General features: G+C 52.4%; 14 protein-coding genes and 1 pseudogene. 9 read left to right on the top strand and 6 right to left on the bottom strand.

From position 1 onward, the window contains the following. Positions 1-174: 174 nt before the first annotated feature. Both EYB30_RS07600 and EYB30_RS07595 read left to right on the top strand, forming a co-directional pair. Positions 175-1,251: a sensor histidine kinase gene (locus EYB30_RS07600; protein WP_166838318.1), complete on the top strand. Its 1,077-nt coding sequence runs from the start codon at positions 175-177 to the stop codon at positions 1,249-1,251. Continuing rightward, positions 1,248-1,844: a response regulator transcription factor gene (locus tag EYB30_RS07595; protein ID WP_166838317.1), complete on the top strand. Its 597-nt coding sequence runs from the start codon at positions 1,248-1,250 to the stop codon at positions 1,842-1,844. Before EYB30_RS07600 ends, EYB30_RS07595 begins: the two co-directional genes overlap by 4 nt. 16 nt (positions 1,845-1,860) lie before the next feature. Here EYB30_RS07595 and EYB30_RS07590 read toward each other — a convergent pair whose 3' ends face one another. Then, positions 1,861-2,706: a CE1 family esterase gene (locus tag EYB30_RS07590; RefSeq protein WP_166838316.1), complete on the bottom strand. Its 846-nt coding sequence runs from the start codon at positions 2,704-2,706 to the stop codon at positions 1,861-1,863. A 106-nt stretch (positions 2,707-2,812) separates the two neighbouring features. Here EYB30_RS07590 and EYB30_RS18795 point away from each other — a divergent pair. From EYB30_RS18795 to EYB30_RS07570, 5 genes and pseudogenes are all read left to right on the top strand, one after another. Next, a pseudogene (locus EYB30_RS18795) lies at positions 2,813-3,133 on the top strand (winged helix-turn-helix domain-containing protein); the annotation flags it as partial. 135 nt (positions 3,134-3,268) lie between these two features. After that, the gene (locus EYB30_RS07585; protein WP_241697995.1) at positions 3,269-4,870 is read left to right on the top strand and encodes a TolB-like translocation protein; all 1,602 of its coding nucleotides are present in this window, start codon (positions 3,269-3,271) and stop codon (positions 4,868-4,870) included. 92 nt (positions 4,871-4,962) lie between these two features. Next, on the top strand, positions 4,963-5,622 hold the full coding sequence (hxpB, locus tag EYB30_RS07580; RefSeq protein WP_166838314.1) for a hexitol phosphatase HxpB: 660 nt from the start codon (positions 4,963-4,965) through the stop codon (positions 5,620-5,622). Between the two features lie 2 nt (positions 5,623-5,624). Further along, positions 5,625-7,082, top strand: a complete 1,458-nt coding sequence (dgt, locus tag EYB30_RS07575) for a dGTPase (protein ID WP_166838313.1) — start codon at positions 5,625-5,627, stop codon at positions 7,080-7,082. 61 nt (positions 7,083-7,143) lie between these two features. Further along, positions 7,144-7,653, top strand: coding sequence for a DUF3617 domain-containing protein (locus tag EYB30_RS07570; RefSeq protein WP_166838312.1), 510 nt, complete (start codon positions 7,144-7,146; stop codon positions 7,651-7,653). A gap of 23 nt (positions 7,654-7,676) precedes the next feature. On the opposite strand, the gene EYB30_RS07565 is transcribed toward EYB30_RS07570, so the two are convergent. The 5 genes from EYB30_RS07565 to EYB30_RS07545 form a co-directional block, all read right to left on the bottom strand. After that, positions 7,677-8,321, bottom strand: coding sequence for a TetR/AcrR family transcriptional regulator (locus EYB30_RS07565; protein ID WP_166838311.1), 645 nt, complete (start codon positions 8,319-8,321; stop codon positions 7,677-7,679). 2 nt (positions 8,322-8,323) lie between these two features. Continuing rightward, positions 8,324-9,772: a coniferyl aldehyde dehydrogenase gene (locus EYB30_RS07560; protein ID WP_166838310.1), complete on the bottom strand. Its 1,449-nt coding sequence runs from the start codon at positions 9,770-9,772 to the stop codon at positions 8,324-8,326. Positions 9,773-9,888: 116 nt separating this feature from the next. Beyond that, complete coding sequence (locus EYB30_RS07555) at positions 9,889-10,887, bottom strand: LacI family DNA-binding transcriptional regulator (protein ID WP_166838309.1); 999 nt, start codon at positions 10,885-10,887, stop codon at positions 9,889-9,891. A gap of 37 nt (positions 10,888-10,924) precedes the next feature. After that, positions 10,925-12,283: a glycoside-pentoside-hexuronide (GPH):cation symporter gene (locus EYB30_RS07550; RefSeq protein WP_166838308.1), complete on the bottom strand. Its 1,359-nt coding sequence runs from the start codon at positions 12,281-12,283 to the stop codon at positions 10,925-10,927. A 19-nt stretch (positions 12,284-12,302) separates the two neighbouring features. Further along, complete coding sequence (locus EYB30_RS07545; protein WP_166838307.1) at positions 12,303-13,640, bottom strand: GH1 family beta-glucosidase; 1,338 nt, start codon at positions 13,638-13,640, stop codon at positions 12,303-12,305. A 151-nt stretch (positions 13,641-13,791) separates the two neighbouring features. Here EYB30_RS07545 and EYB30_RS07540 point away from each other — a divergent pair, with 151 nt between their 5' ends. Together EYB30_RS07540 and EYB30_RS07535 are read left to right on the top strand one after the other, a co-directional pair. Continuing rightward, positions 13,792-15,039 carry a sugar MFS transporter gene (locus EYB30_RS07540; RefSeq protein ID WP_166838306.1) on the top strand — a complete coding sequence of 416 codons (1,248 nt, stop codon included), beginning with the start codon at positions 13,792-13,794 and terminating at the stop codon, positions 15,037-15,039. An 11-nt stretch (positions 15,040-15,050) separates the two neighbouring features. Continuing rightward, complete coding sequence (locus tag EYB30_RS07535) at positions 15,051-17,585, top strand: glycoside hydrolase family 3 protein (RefSeq protein ID WP_166838305.1); 2,535 nt, start codon at positions 15,051-15,053, stop codon at positions 17,583-17,585. Positions 17,586-17,656 lie beyond the last annotated feature (71 nt).

The raw sequence follows: 17,656 nt of genomic DNA, 5'->3' as shown, positions 1-17,656 counted from the left end.
GTGTGGTTGAGTGCGTTTTGTTGTGGCCAGTGTAGGTGTTGGGGCGCAGCGACACAGCTGGCAGTTGTCAACAATTGCGCCTGACAACTGTCATGCTGGAATATGACCTTTGTCACTGGCGCACTAAGGGGCAAGCTGATTACACTGGTGGGCAGGCAATAGCAGGAGAAACGGATGCAACCGTACGACAAGCTGGAGAGCAAACTGAGCTGGGTTTATCTGATAAACCTGATTTTTTATTTTATTCCGCTGGTAAGTATGCGTTTTGCCGTATGGCAGTACCTGAGTATGGCTGCGGCCTTGTTACTGTTTTTAGTCTGCTATTTCTGGGCCTATCGCAGCCGACGTAGCGAGATGCATTGGCCCATTGCCGGTATCGTGCTGGTGGCGGCGTTAATTACCCCGGTAAATTCCGGCTCAATTTCCATGTTTGCCTATGCCAGCTTTTTTATCGGTTTTGCTTACCCGCTGCGGCGTTATTTGTTGTTAATGGCACTGATGATAGCGTTACTCGTCTTATTAAAGCTCACTCTGACCATTCACTGGAATATGTTTCTTGTTATGGGCATCCCTGTCGTATTGGCGGTAAGCTTTTTAGGCCGGGCAGAACAAGCAAAACAACGGCACCGACTGGCCGAGCACAAAAGCGAAGATGAAATTAAGCAGTTGGCCACCATGGTTGAACGTGAACGCATTGGCCGCGATTTGCACGATATACTCGGCCACACCTTATCCAGTATTATTTTGAAAGCCGATTTGGCAGAAAAGCTGCTAGCGCGCCAGCAAGCCGAGGCGGCACAACAGCAGCTGAGTGAATTGAGCCAGATTGCCCGTGAAGCGTTAGGTCAGGTGCGCCAGAGTGTGTCGGGCTATAAACATCAGGGCCTGGCAGCCGAAGTGCATAAGCTGCTAAGCCGGCTGCGTGATGCGGGTTTTCAGGCTGAATTGCAAGGCGAACTGCCCACACTCGATAGCCGGCGTGAAACCGCCTTAATACTGGCGCTAACAGAACTGGTGACTAATGTGATTCGCCACAGCAAAGGTGACAGTTGCAGCCTGCATTTTATGCAGCAAGGCACCAGCTTTAGCGTTTGCCTTAGCGACAACGGTCAAACTGAAGAGATTAAAGAAGGTAACGGCATTACCGGGCTGCGCGAAAGGTTAGCGGCGATAGGAGCTACCCTGACATTACAACAACAGGACGGCTTAACAGCCTGTATTGGGCTGCCATTGCAGGAGAGCGCACAATGAAGATTTTACTGGCTGAAGATCAGGCCATGGTGCGTACCGCACTGGCCAGTTTGCTACGCCTTGAAGCTGATTTTCAGGTTACTGAAGCCGCAGACGGCACGGCAGCCTTGCAACAGTTAAAGCAGCAGCCATTTGACTTGCTGCTTAGCGATATAGAAATGCCGGGCAAAACAGGCATTGAGCTGGCGCAATATATACAACAACAGAAACAGCCAACAAAAGTGGTGATTATCACCACCTTTGGCCGGGCTGGTTATGTGAAACGGGCCATTGATGCCGGCGTCGGCGGTTTTTTATTAAAAGATGCGCCAGTGGATCAATTGGTTAGCGCGATTAACCAGGTGATGACCGGTAAGCGGGTAATAGATAGCGAGCTGCTGTTAAATTCGCTGGGTGAGCAAGACCCGCTAACGGAGAAAGAGCGTCAGGCGCTTCGCCTGGCCGCCGATGGCCACAGCACCAGCGACATTGCTGCCGCGCTGTATATTGCCGAGGGTACTGCGCGCAATTATCTATCCGAAGCCATCAGCAAACTTAATGCCGCCAACCGCATTGATGCTGCCCGCATTGCCCGGCAAAAAGGCTGGTTGTAACGGCGTTGTGCTGCATCTAATGACCGGCGAAGAACGCCAGCACTTCTTCCGAACTGTCCAGACCGGCAAAGCCCCAACTGTGACCGCCGGTTGCCGGGCTATACAGAGTTACTTTGTAATCAGTGCCATCCGATGAGCGCAACCTGATATCATCAGCTAAATGCTGCCATTCTGAGTCCAGTTGCAGTTGATTATGCGCTGCCCACAGCTGAGCGGCTTCAACAGAGCCAATGAGGCCAAAGTTACTATGGGCCAGACCGTTAAATGGCAGCACCTCGTCATTAGCGGCATGGATCATAAGCACAGAAATCGGGTTAGTTGGCGCACAATTGCTCGCCAGCTGCATTGACATGGGCGCTGACACTACTGCAACTGCTCTAAATACATCACTGCGCTTGCAGGCTAAATTTTGCACAAAAAGCCCGCCTTGCGAATAGCCGGTGGCAAAAACCCTATCAGGGTCAACCTTATATCGTGCAGCCATGTCAGCCAGTATCGCATCAACAAAACCAACATCATCAATTTTCAGTCGGGCAGGCTTATTACAATCACAACCTTCATTCCATTCTTCTACCTGGGCTTGTGGGTACACCACTATGTAATCGTCGCTCAGTTTATGTAGCCGTGTTAGCTGCGCCATTGCTGTTGCACTGCCGCCAGAAAAATGAAACGCCATTATTAGCGGATAAATTTTATTTTCGTCAAACGACTGTGGCAGTGCTAACAAATATTGACGCTCGCCCAGTTCTACCCACCTATCATCAGCCGCAACGGCAGTATCAGAGTTGTCAGATGAATTACAGCCTGTTAATGTCAGCATTGCCAAGCAAAGTATTGCAACAAAATTGTAAGCCGGTTTCATGTTCCTATGTTCCTACCATGTTAATTATGTCAAGCCAGCGCATACTTAAACACAATTTACTTCAAATCTATGCCATAAATGCTGATGATTTCCTGAGGATTCACTGATGCCGTCCGCCAGCGCTGAACAATATACCCCGGACACTATGCCCCGCTACTGGCAGCTTGCCGGACTGACGTTTGATAGCCAGCTACGCCAACTCAGCGATCAGCAAAACACACTGACACTTGAGCCCAAAGTCTGCGCCCTGCTGTGTTATTTGCTAGTATCACCGGACCACTTTGCCAGCCACCAACAGTTGCTTAACCACGTTTGGCAAGGACGGATTGTTAGCGACAGTGCAGTGCAAAGGGCAATATCTCAATTACGAAAAGCTTTTGCGCAGTTGCTGCCAGGCCAGATGGTGGTACACACCCTAAATAAAAGTGGCTATAGACTCGAGATTAACGGCTGTCCTCTACCTGAAACAGCTGAAACAGCAACTATATTGACCAGGCCGCTTAGGCCACTGCGGCGCTACCTGCTTTTGCCTGGGTTTATATTATTAACATGTATAATCACGTTGTTTTGGCTCTATTCGCCAACGACAAAGCCACCGCCGCTGACTGCGGTACCGGTTAGCAGCCTGCCAGGCTTAGAATACAATTTAACCGGCAGCAACGATACAAAGCTGCTCTATTTTCATTACCATCAACAGCGTTCTGAACTGACACTGCAACACGGCGACTTGATCAAACAGATAGAAATACCGACACAGCTTAACTTTGCTGCAATCAGTCCTGACGGAGAGCACATAGCGGCGCGCCTGCAGGATGCATCTTGCCAGATCGCACTGACTAAGCTTAACGACAGTATCAGCCTGCAGCAGCTAAGCCCACTGTTCAACTGTACGGCAGACAGTCAGCTCAAATTATTCTGGAGCCCCGATCAAAGCGGCCTTTACTACCGCCAGCGCCAAGACAAAAGTAAGCCCTATCAATGGTATTTCTATAATTTTGCCAATAAGCAGCATACACAGCTCAGTCTGAACCCAGATATCATAGCCAGCAACGGCGACATCGCAATGGCATTGTCGGCTGACCTTAAGCAGTTCGCTATCGCTCGCTATAAGTCCGCCCAACAGACCACATTGATGCTATTTGAGCGCGACACCTTGCAACAGTTAAACAGCATTATTTTACCTATCGCAGTTCAGGCGATGGTCTGGCAGTCAGAGCAACATTTGATCCTGGCCAGTTCGGAACAGCTATATCGCTTCGATTTATCCAGCAAACAGCTTAGTTTACTGCATCATGCCGGAGACTATATTAACTCGGTATTGTTGCAAAACGGCCAACTATACTACGCCGTCAGCCGGCAATATGGCGACATCTGGCAATACCACCTGACAAGCGACAGTGCCACTGCTATGCACAATAGCAGCCGGCATGATGCAATGCCGCGTTTAGCACCAGACCAGAAAAAGCTGGCATTTTTGAGTACCCGGTTGGGCCCATACCAACTTTGGCTAAGTCGTGATAACCAGCCCCCTCGCTTACTGGCTGATATTCAGCCAACACCCGGTTTTGTGCGTCTCAGCTGGTCTGCAGACAGCCGTTACCTGTTTTACAGCCAACAATTTGCCGCCTACCGGGTTGACAGTGAAACCGGAGATACAGAACAAATTCTGCCGCCGGAGCGAAAAGTGTTCAACGTCTATCCCGATGATAACGGCGGCATTCTGTATAGCAGTTCAATGTCCGGTGACTGGCAACTATGGTATTTCAACCCGCTGACGCAACATCACCGTCAACTAACAACGACCGGCGGTTACAGCGGTGTGATGAGGGGAAATCAGCTGTTTTACAGCAAGTATCATCAGGATGGTCTGTGGTTACGCAATCTTGATACCGCCGAAGAACGATTATTGATTAACGACTTTGACAAAGTAAACTGGTTAAATTGGCAGCTTAACGCCGACAACATTGTGTATTACCGACCAGCACTGAGCGTGGGCAAAGACATGGCCGGTATCTGGCGTTACCGCCTGTCAGATAACACCCAGCAGTTAATTTGGCCAGCACGCGACGACTTTGTGCACCAGTTCCAATTAGTTGGTCAGTCGCTATTGCTAGTACAACGTCAGGCTGCAGATGGCGATATTTATCGTCTGAACCTTAAATAAGCCGCTTCACGCAAAGCCTGTATGCCAACAGGCTGAATCGCTGTCAACAGCGTGTTATGCTGCTGTTTTGCCGTAGAAAATGCGGAGGCTATGTGTTTCAGGCAGTTATTTTTGATATGGACGGCGTGCTGATTGACTCAGAGCCGTTATGGAACCAGGCCGAGCAGGTTATTTTAGGCGGCCTTGGGGTTGATTTTAACCGACCGCCTCTATTACAAAGCACAGGCCTGACTACCGCCAGCGTTATTGCGCACTGGTATCAGCACCAGCCCTGGCCCGGCCCGGATGAGCAACAGGTGCATCAGCATATCATCGACTTTGTGGCCAGCGGCATCGCTGCAAATGGCGAAGCCAAAACCGGCTTGCCAGCCTTACTTGATAGCATTGCCTCACAGCAGCTTAAAATGGCGGTTGCCACTAATTCACCAAAGCAACTGCTTGATACCACTTTGCAGCGACTGCAAATCTGTCATTACTTTAATGCGCATTGCCATCTGGAGCTGGTAAAACAAGGCAAACCGGCACCGGATATCTACCTGTTAGCAGCCGAAAAGCTGAACGTTTCACCACAAGATTGCCTGGTATTTGAAGACTCATTCGCTGGCGTAACCGCTGCCAAAGCCGCCGGCATGACCGTTATTGCTATACCGGCTGCGCATGAATGGCAGCATAGTAAATTTGACATAGCCGATCATAAAATCCGCTGTTTCAGCGAGTTTGATTTGCCGCAGTTTATTAACAGCAGGGACTAAGCATGGATTTTCGCCTGAAAATTAAAGCCGACCGGCCACTACAAAGCCGCACCTCTGAGTTGCAGCTGGCACTGGAAAGTGACCGCGGCCGCATTATCCAATCAGCTGCCGTGCGCCGTTTACAGCAAAAAACCCAGGTGTTTCCACTGGAGCGTAATGCGGCTGTGCGCAGCCGTTTAACCCACTCGCTGGAAGTGCAACAAAGCGGCCGTTTTATCGTGCAAACCATCTTTCGCTTATTATCCGCTGAGCAGCAGGCAGAATGCGGTTTAACCGAGCTGGAGCGGCCGATAGAGTCGCTGGTAGAAATGGCCTGTCTGCTGCACGATATTGGTAACCCGCCGTTTGGCCACAGTGGCGAAACGGCCATCAACACCTGGTTTGCTGCGGCGTTGCCAGCACTGACGCAGCAGCATGGCCTGACACAGGATCCACAGTGGCCAGGCCTGAGCACAGAACTTAAGCAGTTTGAAGGCAATGCCCAGGCGATAAGGCTGGTACATAGCCTGCAACGGATGAACCTGACGTACTCGCAACTGGCCTGCATTTTAAAATACACCCGGCTGGCGACTGACGCTAAGCCGGATAAACAACAGCCACTGAGCTATTTGCAGAAAAAGCCGGGCTACTATTTTGCCGAGCGCCAGCTGGTAACGCAGTTATGGCAGCAGCTGGATATTGCACCCGGTTGCCGCCATCCGCTGACCTATATTATGGAAGCGGCTGATGATATCTCCTATTGTCTGGCGGATATTGAAGATGCGGTAGAAAAAGGTCTGCTTAGCCTTGAGCAACTGGCAACCGAGCTGAACCGGGCATTTAGCCAGCTGGAGCCGCAAGGCCGGCTAATTGCCACCCACAGCGGCGGCAGTGAAAGTTTTGCGGCTTTGTTACACAGCGCTATGCAAAGCGCCTGCGATGAGCCGATTAATAAAACCTCAGCGTTTTTTATCAGCCTGCGCGTTAAGCTAATCCACCCGCTGGTGCGCCACGCTGCCACCCAGTTTATCGATAATATCGCCGCTGTGTATCACGGCACGCTAAACCGTGCCCTGCTGGAAGATGACAGTCAGTACCATGCCATTACCAGCAGCTTTAAACAGGTCGCGCGCCAGTTTGTGTTTAACCAGCCCGAGGTAGAAACACCGGAGCTGCAGGGCTTTCGTATTATCAGCGGCGTGCTCGACAGCTACCTGCCGTTACTGCAGCTGTCCGGCGCCAATTTTAATGCGGTGCTGCAAAACCAGGGTTACCAGTTGGCGCAGCCGCAACGGCTGGCGCACCGTTTACCGAAAAAACATCTGGCGGCTTATCAACTGGCCGTCGCAGCGCTAAAGCCGCAGGACAGCGCCTTAGAGCTGTACTACCGCTGCCGGCTATTGCAGGATTTTATCAGCGGCATGACCGATCACTTTGCCTTTGATGAGTATCAGACACTGGTCAACTGTGTCAGTCGCTAACTGGAAAAGCCGCTGCCGGCCAGCTATGGTTAGCAGCATTTAGTGCGACAAGGAGCCAAGCATGAAAGCAACAGCAATACTGCTAAGTTTGTTCGTCAGCAGCGCCACACTGGCGGCGCCAACGCTGGAGATGGAGCCGGGCCGCTGGCAGCACAGTTTTACCCTGCAAAGTGCTGACGGCGAGTTAGAGCGGGCGATGGCCGAAATGCAAAAGCAGCTGGCAGCGATGCCGGCGCAGCAGCGGCAAATGATGGAAGCGATGATGCAAAGCCAGGGCATGGCGATTGGCCAGAATGGCGGCAGTATAGAGGTATGCTTAAGTGCTGACGACATTGCTAAAGGCCAGCTACCGCAACAAGATGGCTGCCAGCAACAGCTTACTGAGCAAAATGGCAGTTTTAAGATAAGCTTTCAGTGCAATACCAAACCGCCTAGCAAAGGCGAAGGTGAATTCCGCCTGCTTAACCGCAAAGCCTACGAAGGCCAGCTGCGGGTTAACACCACACATAACGGCAAACCCCAGCAAATGACTATGCAACAGCAGGGAAAATGGCTCGGCCCCTGCAGCTAACCTACAACCAACCCTGAGTTAACTTAGCTGACAGTGCCGCGCCACAGTGCAATAAGGGCGTAGTGCAGCTCGGTGTTAAAATCACGCTGCAACTGGCTCAGCCCGGCCTGCTGCAGCAGCGCCAGCACCGCCGGTGGCAAGCGGGTGCTTTGGTATAAGCCCAGCGTTAATGCATAGCTATTTAGTAATAACTGGCTGGCGCCGGTTGCTGTCAGTTCGGTAAAACGCTTTGCTAACTGGGCGCCGAGCGTATCCAGTGCCTGCGCCAGTTGCTGTTTAAATGCCAGTAACTGTGGCTGCGGCAGGTTTTGCTCCAGCACCGCATTTAACAGCGCCAACAGCGGCAGCAGGCTGTCGGACTGCTGCAGCAGGCGCAGATAACCTTTGGCGAAGGGCTCCGCCGCTGCGACGAATGGCTGCGGCAGTGCAGTAACAACCGTTTCCAGCTGGCTAAACAAAGCAGCAAAGTCTTCGCTTAGCAGTGCGAGGAAAATCTGCTCTTTGCTCTGAAAGTAGCGATACACAGTGCCTTTGGCTAAACCGGTGTCAGCGGCAATATCGGCCACTGCCGGCAGCCGCTGCTGCTGTAAAAATAAGGCTCTGGCCGAGCGCAGAAAATCAGCACGCCGCTGTGCTTTGGCCTCTGCTGTAATGGCGTTTTGTTTCATGCTCAGCCTTTTAGTTTAATCAGCCAGTCGGTCATTTTTTCGGCCAGCCTGCCATAGGGCGGCAGCAGCATGCTGACACTGTTATAAGCGCCCTGCTTAAACACCGGCCGCAGCTTACTGAACGTTAAAAAGCCTTCATAGCCATGATAATGCCCCATACCGCTGTCGCCAATGCCGCCAAAGGGTAAGTCATGCTGGCCAACATGTAAAATAGCATGGTTAATGGTCACGCCACCCGACATGACGTCAGCCAGATAGCGCTGTTGCAAGGCTTTATCATGGGTGAAAGGGTAAAACGCCAGTGGTCGTGGTTTGCTATTAATATAGGCAATCACTTCGCTGGCATCGCTGTAGGTTTTCACCGGCAACAGCGGGCCAAAAATTTCGCGCTGCATCACCTGCATATCGTCGGTGACGTTAAACAGCAGGGTAAGCGCAAATTTTCGTGAACCAGGTGCAGCAGTCTGGCCCGGCATCAGGTTAACGGCAGTGGCACCTTTAAGAATTGCATCATCCAGCGTTGCCTGCAAACGCTGATAAGCACGCTCGTCGATAATGGCGGTGTAATCGTTGCTGTTAATGTCGGGGTAGCGCTGTGCTATCAGTTTAAGCGCCAGCTCAGTAAAGGCCTGCTCGCTGCCTGCCGGCAGAAAAAGATAGTCGACATTGGTGCAAATTTGGCCGGCATTAAAGGCTTTAGCCCATAAAATACGGTCAGCGGCTTTATGCAGCGGAAAATCAGGCGCGACCACCGCCGGAGATTTACCGCCCAGCTCCAGTGTGACCGGGGTCAGGTTTTTGGCCGCACTGGCCATCACCGCGCGGCCGGTTTGCGCCGAGCCGGTAAAAAATAAGTGGTCAAACGGTTGGGCGGAAAACGCCGGCCCGCTGCCATTATCATCAGCGAAAAACTGCAGCTTATCGGCCGGAAAATACTGTGGCGTCAGTTTAATCAGTAGCCGGGCTAACTGGTCTGAGTTTTCTGACATCTTCACCATAGCCCGGTTGCCGGCAGCAAAAATGGCCACCAGCGGTGCCAACGCCAGCATAATCGGGAAGTTCCATGGCACTATCACGCCGACCACGCCCAGCGGCTGTGGTATCACAGTGCAGCTGGAGGTGGGAAACAGCAGCCGGTCGATATGGCGCCTTTGCGGTTTAAGCCATTTTTTCAGCTGCTTTTGCGTGCGGGCGATATCTTCCAGTACCATTAAAATCTCTGAGAAGCGGGTTTCAAAGCGGCAGCGGCTGCCGTAATCAGCATTTACGGCCTCGACCAGCGCCGCTTCGTTATCGCGGATCAGCGCTTTAAGCGACTCTAAATTGGCCAGCCGTTGCGCCAGTGTCGGTACAGGGTCAGCATGATACGCCAGTCGCTGCTGTGCCAGACAGGCGGAAAATTGCGCAAACGCCGGATGCGTTTCGGTAGCGGCAGCTGTTGCAGTATTCATGCTTTCCTCAAAAGTGACTAATGGTCATTTATGCTGAAAGCTTAGTGACCATTGGTCATTTTGTCAACTGAGGGGGCAAGGCTTGAGCTGTGACCAACGTATTGCGAATGTTATAACTAGCGTGCGCAGGCCGATTCGCGGCAAACCAGTGCCGGCTCAAACACGTTTTTCAGCGTTAACGTCTGCTGTTGGTAGATATGCTTTAGTACCCAGCGTGCGGCCATGCGGCCCATTTCGCCAATTGGGTAATCGATGGTGGTGAGTTTGGGGTGAATATAGCGCGCTAAAATCAGGTTATCAAAACCGACTATCGATAACTGCTCCGGCACTTGTAAACCCTGCTGACGCGCCACTTCCATCGCGCCGGCAGCCATTTCATCGTTAGCGCACACTAAGGCGGTAAACGGCAGCTTTTTATCCAGCAGCTGCTGCATACAAGCACTGCCGCTGCTGTCCTGAAAATCACCTTCGGCAAATAATGCCGGGTTAAATGTTGCCCCGTATTCGGCCATCGCTCTTAAGTGGCCGGCGTAGCGATCTTTCGCATCACTTTTCCACATCGGGCCGGCAATATAAGCCAGTTGCCGGTGACCTTGTTGCAGCAGTTGTTTAGTGGCCAGATAACCACCTAATTCATTGTTTAAACAAATGCAGTTGTCAGCCAGTTGCGGGATATAACGGTTAATCAGTACCACAGGGATATTGCCCGCCGCCAGCTTAATTAAATAGTCATCTGACACGGCTTCAACATGCAAAATGAGTGCATCACAGCTGCGGCTGATCAGAAATTCGATACCGTCTATTTCGCTGGCCTCTTCACTGTGGCCGGCGGCGATAATAACGTGCTTGCCAGCGGCACGGCACTCGTTTTCGATGCCGCTGAGCATTTCGCCATAAAACGGGCCGTGTAATTCAGACACCAGTATACCCACACTGTTTGAGCGGTTTGATGCCAGCGACTGGGCAATAGAATTAGGCCGGTAACCCAGCTGATCCATCGCTGCCAGCACTTTATTACGCGTCGCCTCGCTGACACGGGCATTGTTGTTCATTACCCGCGATACTGTCGCCAGTGAAACACCTGCCAGTTCTGAAACCTGATAAATCGTTGCCATCGCCTGCCCGTGTGCTTGCCTGCCAGTGTATTAACAATTAAGCGCTTACTTTAGCATGCTGTGCTGCGCTGTCACCAGCTTGCTGCAACTGCTGATGAATTTGCAACACCCGCTCGCCGTGTAAACGGTACCGGCTCATCACCAGCGCCACCAGCACCGAGCCAATAGCCGGCAATATCGTAAAGCTGAGTAAAATGCCCTGCTGTGTGGCAGCGGTTTGAGCGACATCGGCCTGATAGTTATAAAACGCCAGCAGCCAGCCGGCCAGGGCACCACCGAGCGCCAATCCTAACTTGATAAAAAATACGATAGAGGAATACACCAGGCCGGTAATGCGGATACCGGTTTTATACTGGCCGTAATCCACGGTGTCCGCCATCTTCGCCCACAACAGTGGCGTGGCCATCTGCAAAAAGAAGCCCCAGAAAAAATACAATGCAAACGCCAGTGTCAGTTGTTCGCTGCCAACAAAGAAGCTCAGCACACAGATGGCTGCCGAAATCAGCTGTAAGCCAATATAGGCTTTTACTTTATCGACATAACGGCTAAGCCACTGTGCTGCGGCGCAACCGGCAATATTGCCAATCATACCCAGCGTGACAAAAGCGGTGATTAAATCTTCACGGCCAAGAAAATACTTTACGTAAAAAATGGCCAGCGTGGTGCGCAGTACCATGCCGGTTAGCAGAAAAAACGCCGCCACACAAAGAATACGCCATTGATCGTTTTGCCACAGCGAGGCAAAGCTGCCGCGCAGTGTCAGTTGCTGCTGCACCGGAGGGTTAACCCGCTCCCGGGTACCGGCAAAACACAGCAAAAACAGCACTAACCCCAAAGCGCTCATCGCCGCTATCGTTAGCTGATAGCCTTTAGCGTTATCGCCGTTGCCAAAAAAATTCACCAGCGGCAAGGTACAGGCCGTTACCAGCAAGCCGCCCAGCATGCCAAACACAAAACGATAACTTTGCACCGACACCCGCTCGGTTGGATCTGCCGTTAACACCCCGCCTAATGCTGAATACGGAATATTAATCGCGGTATAGGCCAACATTAATAAGGTATAAGTTGCAAAGGCATAGATCACTTTGCCGTTGGCAGATAAGTCGGGCGTGGTAAAGGCCAGCACGCTGCACAGTGCAAACGGCAGCGCCAGCCACAGCAGATAAGGCCGGTATTTGCCATGCCGACTGGTGGTTTTGTCGGCCAGTGCGCCCATTAACGGGTCAGTTACCGCATCAACAATGCGCACCAGTAAAAACATACTGCCAACCACCGCCGGCGAAATACCAAAAATATCAGTATAAAAAAAGGTTAAAAACAGCATCACCGTTTGAAATACGATATTACTGGCGGTATCGCCAAGGCCATAGGCCACTTTTTCGCGCTTTGTCAGCATCGCCGCTGCCCTGCCTTTGTTAGTTATTTTTGCGCCCGGCAAACACATCACGCAGCGCTATCGCGCTGGCCTTCAGCGTACGCTGCTGCGTGGCGTAATCAACATAGACTATCCCAAAACGCTTGGCATAGCCCTCAGCCCATTCAAAGTTATCCATCAGGCTCCAGGCAAAATAACCGTCGATACGCATACCGGCGTTGATGGCGTCTTCTGTTGCCTGCAAATGCTGCTGAAAATAGACCACGCGAGCCTGATCCTGCACTTCGTTGTTTTCCAGCTTATCAGGCATAGCCGCGCCATTCTCAGTGATATACACCGGCGGCAGCGTATAACGCCGGTGCATCGCCAGTAAGATTTCGGTTAGCCCCTGCGGATAAATTTCCCAGCCCATATCGGTAAGCGGCGGCTGTGTCGGCGGCACATCGCTAAACCAGGCTTTGCTATTGGCGCGATACACGGTGCGGGTGTAGTAGTTAATACCAAGAAAGTCCAGTGACTGGGCAATAATGGCCATATCGCCGTCTTGTATCTCCGGCTTATCTTCCGGCGCCAGCTCGTTTAACAGCGGCGGGTAACAACCTTCTAATAATGGCTGAATATACCAGTGGTTATGATATTGATCGGCCATCCGGGCGGCACGGCGGTCCGCTTCGCTGTCTGTCGCCGGATGGCAGGGGCTGAAGTTTAACACTATGCCATTTAGCGCCTGCGGTGCGTATTGCTGTAATGCCTGCATGGCCAGGCCATGTGCCAGTAATAAATGGTGTGCTACCTGCCGGCCCTGCTGACGGTTTTGCACGCCGGGGGCATGGATACCGGCCTCATAGCTTAAATAAGCGCTGCAAAATGGCTCGTTTAACGTAGCGTAAGAGTGCACCCTGTCGCCGAAAGCCTGCGCCACCACTTTGGCATAATCAGCAAATTTATAGGCGGTATCGCGGTTTAACCAGCCACCGTTATCCTGCAGATACTGCGGTAAGTCCCAGTGGTACAGCGTAACAAAGGCCTTGATATTACGTGCTTTTAATGCGTCCAGTAGCTGCAGGTAAAAATTCAGCCCCTGGCTATTAATACTGCCGTCGCGGCGAATAATACGCCCCCAGGACAATGACAGGCGATAGGCATCCACCCCCAGCGCGGCGATTAGCTCAACATCTTCGCGCCAGCGCTTGACATGATCGCAAGCAGTAAGGCCATCAGAGCCATCTTTAATCCGGCCGGGTGTGGCGCAAAAGGTATCCCAGATACAGGGCTCGCGGCTATCGGCCGAGCCTTCAATCTGAAAAGCGGCAGTGGCAACGCCAAATATAAAATCAGGCCGTAGCAGGCGTGAGGTGTGAGCTAAGGTTATCTTCATCTGTTTTGCCAGGTTCCAAACGGGCTGCTGTGCCAGGCACAGGCAACAAAATTATTGCTAACAGCAGGATATATGCTATAAATGAAAGCGCTTACATCATACTAGACGGCGGTTTTGCCGCCGTCAATAAAAATGCATCACGGGGGACAAGATGGCTGCATCACCACTCACTAACGACGCTATCGCCGAGACAGCGCCAGGCCAGAGCAATTACCGCTTTGCGCTAACGTCATTAACTTCGTTGTTTTTTATCTGGGGCTTTATTACCTGCTTAAATGACATCCTGGTACCTTATTTAAAAGGCTTATTCGACCTGAATTACACCCAGGCGTTGCTTATTCAGTTTTGCTTTTTCAGCGCCTATTTTGTCGTGTCGGTACCGGCGGGCATGCTGGTTAGCCGCATTGGTTACCAATCGGGCATCGTTACCGGCCTGCTGATCGCCGGTGCCGGTTGTTTACTGTTTTACCCGGCCGCCGCCGCGCACTATTACCCACTGTTTTTACTGGCGTTGTTTGTACTGGCCAGTGGCATTACCATTTTGCAGGTCGCCGCCAACCCTTATGTCAGTGTGCTGGGCAAGCCAGAAACCGCTTCCAGCCGGTTAACCATGACACAGGCGTTTAACTCGTTGGGCACCACAGTAGCGCCGTTTTTTGGCGCCTGGCTGATATTTGGTGGTATGGACGCGCCTAAACCGGGCGAAGTCACCGAATCTACCGTGCAGCTGCCGTATTTATTGTTAGCCACAGCCCTGATTGTAATGGCGCTGATTTTTGCCTTTTTACGCCTACCCAAATTAGGCAAAAAAGATGCCGATATAACCGTGACCGGTGCAGCCTGGCAGTACCGTCATCTGGTACTGGGCGCACTGGGCATTTTTGTCTATGTTGGCGCTGAAGTGGGTATTGGCAGCTTTTTGGTCAGTTTTATTACCCAGCCGGATATTGGGGCGCTGGAGGCCAAAACGGCCTCGCACTATATCGCCTGGTACTTTGGCGGTGCCATGCTGGGCCGTTTTGTCGGCGCTGTGGTGATGCAGTATCTGGCACCGGGCAAGGTACTGGCGTTTAATGCTGTCTGTGCGGTGCTATTACTGGCGGTCACCATTCTGAGCGGCGGCAAGCTGGCGATGTTTGCTGTGCTGTTGGTTGGCCTGTGCAACTCTATTATGTTCCCAACCATTTTTAGCCTGGCGATTGCCGGTTTAAAACAGCATACCAGCCAGGGCTCAGGCATTTTATGTCTGGCTATCGTAGGTGGCGCGGTACTGCCGCTGGCGCAGGCGGCGCTGGCTGATAACTTTGGCGTGCAACTGGCCTTTATCATTCCATTGCTGTGTTATGTCTACATCGCCTGGTATGGCGCTGTGGGCAGTAAACCCAAAACCACTGCCTGAAGGAGTATCGAATGACAGCTCAGTTTAAACCCTCTTTACTGGCACTTAGCTGCGCGTTGATCCTATCTGCCTGCGGCAGCGCAGATAAGCCGGCAGCGACAACAAGCAGCGATGCCCAGCGCGCTGCCGCTATCTGGCCACAGTTAAACTTACCGGTGGCGCAGGACCCGGCAACGGAGCAACGGATCAGCGAAATGCTGGCCGGCATGACACTGGCACAAAAAGTGGCACAGATGATCCAGCCGGAAATTCGCGACATTACTGTTGAGGATATGCGTAAGTATGGCTTTGGCTCGTTTTTAAACGGCGGCGGTGCTTTTCCGAATGACAACAAGCACGCCACTCCAGCCGACTGGATAGCACTGGCCGAGGCGATGTATCAAGCCTCTGTAGATGACAGCCTGGACGGCAGCACTATACCAACGATGTGGGGCACCGATGCGGTGCATGGCCATAACAATGTCATCGGCGCTACCTTATTCCCGCACAATATCGGCCTGGGTGCGGCCAATAATCCGGCGTTAATCGAACAGATTGCCCGCGTTACCGCCCGCGAAGTGATGGTGACCGGCATTGATTGGGTGTTCGCGCCGACGGTAGCCGTGGTGCGCGATGACCGCTGGGGCCGCACTTACGAAGGTTACTCGGAAGACCCCGCCATAGTGCATGATTACGCCGCCGCTATTGTTGCCGGCTTGCAGGGCGCGGCTGACGCCGACTTTTTAGGTGATGAGCGGGTTATCAGTACGGTAAAACACTTTGTCGGTGACGGCGGTACCGTTGGCGGTGACGATCAGGGCGACAATATTGCCAGCGAGCAGGATTTATTCCGCATTCATGCTCAGGGTTATGTTGGCGGCTTACAAGCTGGCGCTCAGTCGGTGATGGCGTCGTTTAACAGCTGGCATGGCAGCAAAATTCATGGTGATAAGTATCTGCTGACCGACGTGTTAAAAGATCGCATGGGCTTTGATGGTTTTATCGTCGGCGACTGGAACGGCCATGGCCAAATTCCGGGCTGTACTAACGACAACTGTGCTCAGGCGGCTTTGGCCGGTTTAGACGTGTACATGGTGCCGACACCGGCCTGGAAACCACTGTATTACAATTTAATTGCCCAGGTTGAAAGCGGCGTCATTCCACTAAGCCGTATCGACGATGCGGTGCGTCGCATTTTACGCGTTAAGCTGCGTGCCGGTTTATTTGATAAACCCAGCCCGGCTAAGCGGCCGCTGTCGGGCAAGACCGAGCTGATTGGTTCGGCCGAGCATCGTGCCGTAGCGCGCCAGGCCGTGCAGCAGTCTTTGGTGCTGCTGAAAAACAACGATGCCATACTGCCCCTGAAGCCGAATCAACGTATTTTGGTCACCGGTGAAGGCGCGGATAATATCGGTATGCAATCCGGCGGTTGGACCATAAGCTGGCAGGGCACGGGCAACAGTAACAGCGACTTCCCCGGTGGCAGCTCTATTTATGACGGTATAAAAGAGGCGGTTGACGCTGCCGGTGGCAAAGTAGAGCTAAGCCAGGATGGCAGCTACCAGCAAAAGCCCGATGTAGCTGTAGTGGTATTTGGTGAGCAGCCGTACGCCGAAGGTAATGGCGATTTAGACAACCTCGAGTACCAGCGCGGCAATAAAACCGATTTAGCCCTGTTACGTAAGCTTAAGGCCGATGGCATTAAAGTGGTATCACTGTTTATCAGCGGCCGGCCACTGTGGGTAAATCCAGAGTTTAACGCCTCTGATGCCTTTGTCGCGGTATGGCTGCCGGGCAGTGAAGGCGCCGGCGTCGCCGATGTCATCATGGCGAGCGCTGATGGCAGTATAAATAAGGACTTCCACGGTAAGTTATCCTTTAGCTGGCCGGCCACACCACAGCAACATGCTAACGTCGGTGATGCAGAGTATCAGCCATTGCTGCCGTATGGCTTTGGCCTGCGCTATGGCCAGCCCAGCAGCTTAAGCAACAGCCTGAACGAGCAGGTAGCGGCCGATAACAGCCTGGACGATTTAGTGTTGTTTGAGCGCGCTGTTAAACCACCGTATCAGTTGGTACTGCACAGTGATGGCCAAAGCCAGAATATGGACAGCAGCGTGGCGCAACTGGGCAATATCGCCGTGCGTACCTTTGACAACAAGGTACAGGAAGATGCCCGTCGCTTAAGCTTTAGCGGTGGGGCTAAAGTCAGTTTAACCAGCGCTTTTCCAGCCGATTTACGCGCTTATGCCGAGGCCGGCAGCGCCTTAACAGTAGAGCTACAGTACCGTGGCAACCTGCCAGAGCAAGTACTGCTGGGCATGAGCTGCGCACAAAGCTGCGACGCCAGTGTCGACATTACGCCAACACTGCGTTCCCTGCCAGAAGCCAGCTGGCATAGCCTGAGTGTCGATTTAGCCTGCTTTGCCAAACAAGGCGCAGATTTCAGCCAAATCTTTACCCCGCTATCGCTGCAAGCCAGTGGCGCGGTAGAGCTAAGCTTTACCGATATCCGCTTGCTGCCCGGCAAAGCGAATAGCGCAGACCTGCGCTGCCCTGCCGAATAACAACCTTAATTTCTCTCGTGTGTGTGTTCTGCCGGCGAAAGCCGGCAGTTTTTTATCCGGCCTTTACCAAA

The sequence above is a fragment of the Rheinheimera pleomorphica genome (genome assembly GCF_011634895.1).
Lineage (GTDB): Bacteria > Pseudomonadota > Gammaproteobacteria > Enterobacterales > Alteromonadaceae > Alishewanella > Alishewanella pleomorphica.
The sequence above is the reverse complement of the archived record's forward strand: the minus strand, read 5'-3'. Positions and strand labels throughout refer to the sequence as shown.